This is a genomic window from Rhodococcus sp. (in: high G+C Gram-positive bacteria) (genome assembly GCF_049286785.1).
Classification (GTDB): Bacteria; Actinomycetota; Actinomycetes; order Mycobacteriales; family Mycobacteriaceae; genus Rhodococcus_F.
The window spans coordinates 1-1502 of record NZ_JBAQEO010000384.1 but is presented as its reverse complement, the minus strand read 5'-3'; the positions used below and the strand labels follow the sequence as shown (position 1 = coordinate 1502).

The 1502-nt window shown below is 58.6% G+C and carries 1 protein-coding gene; it reads left to right on the top strand.

Features of this window, described 5'->3' with window-relative positions:
- Positions 1-811: 811 nt before the first annotated feature.
- On the top strand, positions 812-1502 hold a 691-nt coding region (locus WAW17_RS14320; protein WP_422333619.1), incomplete at its 3' end, for a hypothetical protein.

Sequence of the window (1502 nt, the reverse complement as noted above, 5' to 3'; positions counted from 1 at the left end):
CACCCGAACTCGAAACCGCATAACCTACAACATGACTCGTTGATCACGAACCAGATGGTTCACCGATCCGAACTACACCACCCAATGGGACGCTGTCCAGAGTTGTGCGCGACATGTATCGAACGCGGCGCCCGCACAGCGACTGCCTGTTCAAGTTCCGAATAGAAGCCGATTTCTCGGCTATAGACGAGTTCGCTTTCTCCAGCGGCCCGGCACGCCGGGTCGTTGGAGGGAAACTTGCACACCACACTGGTCGGCGCCTGTGCCGCAGGCCGGTCATATGTCAAAGCGAAACGTACGCTTTCGCAGACAAGGCCATTCCCGACGGGATGCGAGGAGAAGGTGACCACCGACGTTCGGTCGTCAATGAGGTCGGTGTGTCGGAATATTGATGTGAACCACTCAGAGGTCACTTCACCGGCAACTCTGGGAAATTTCGTGTCCGTGCTGCGAGTCATCTGTTTGCTCCATTCTGCAGGGGGAACGATCGAGGAGTGTGTGAACGGTCAGGACCGACCATCTTCGGAAATATGCACGCCCCGGCCGTCGTCCCGCGAGCTCGGCGGATTCGTCGGAGGCGAGCTCGACAAACACTCTCGCCGACCGATCCGTCGCTGATACCTTTGTGCTGCACAGCTTTCACCGCCGCCGTGGGGTTCGCACCCGGCTTCGTGCAGCACGCCGGTGAACCACTCGGGTGTGGCCTCATCGGCAATCCGCGGAACGAGGGAAGTGCTCATCGATGGACTCTTTCGTGGTTTCGGTCCGACTGTTCCCAATCCCTCGAAGGGATCAGATCGGGGCGTCAGCCTTGACTGCAATCCTGGGTGAGACGGGCATCACAGAGCTATGTCTGCGCGGCAAGCGTTCACCGAAAAACTTCCCCAAACAGGGTAAAGCGATGTCATACTTCGCTAGTTACGTACCAGTACTATCAGAGATGCGGATGATCGCTATCCACAATGCGCCTACTAGGAGGAAGGAAGTCATGGCTGGGGACGTGGAGACATCAGAGTTGGTTCGTCACGTCGCACGCGAATTGCTCCCACGGACAAAGGAAGTGGCAGATGAGATCACCGAATACGTCCTGCATATGGTGCCCGGGCTGACTCCTGGATGTTCGGCAGACGAGGTACAGCTGGTGCACGAGAGCAACGAGCAGAACTGCGGAGCCTTCCTCGCCACACTCGCCTTCGGGGTTGCATCGAGCTCGATCGAACCCCCAGCGGCAACCCGTCGCTTGCTTCATGACTTGGCGGCCGCGGGCGAAAGTCCCCGGCATCTGCTCCGCGGCTATCGGGTCGGGCAGGAGCGTCTCTGGCGTATCTGGAGTGAACATGCCCACACCTGTGTAGGCGCCACGGAGCTATATGAAGTCTTGCGGGTGTCCTCGACTCACCTGTTCGAGTTTGTCGACCATGCGTCCCAGTTCATCGTCGAGGAATATGAGGACCTTGTCGCATCCACACCGTCGAGAACTCGGCCAATGTCCGATGTCGGCC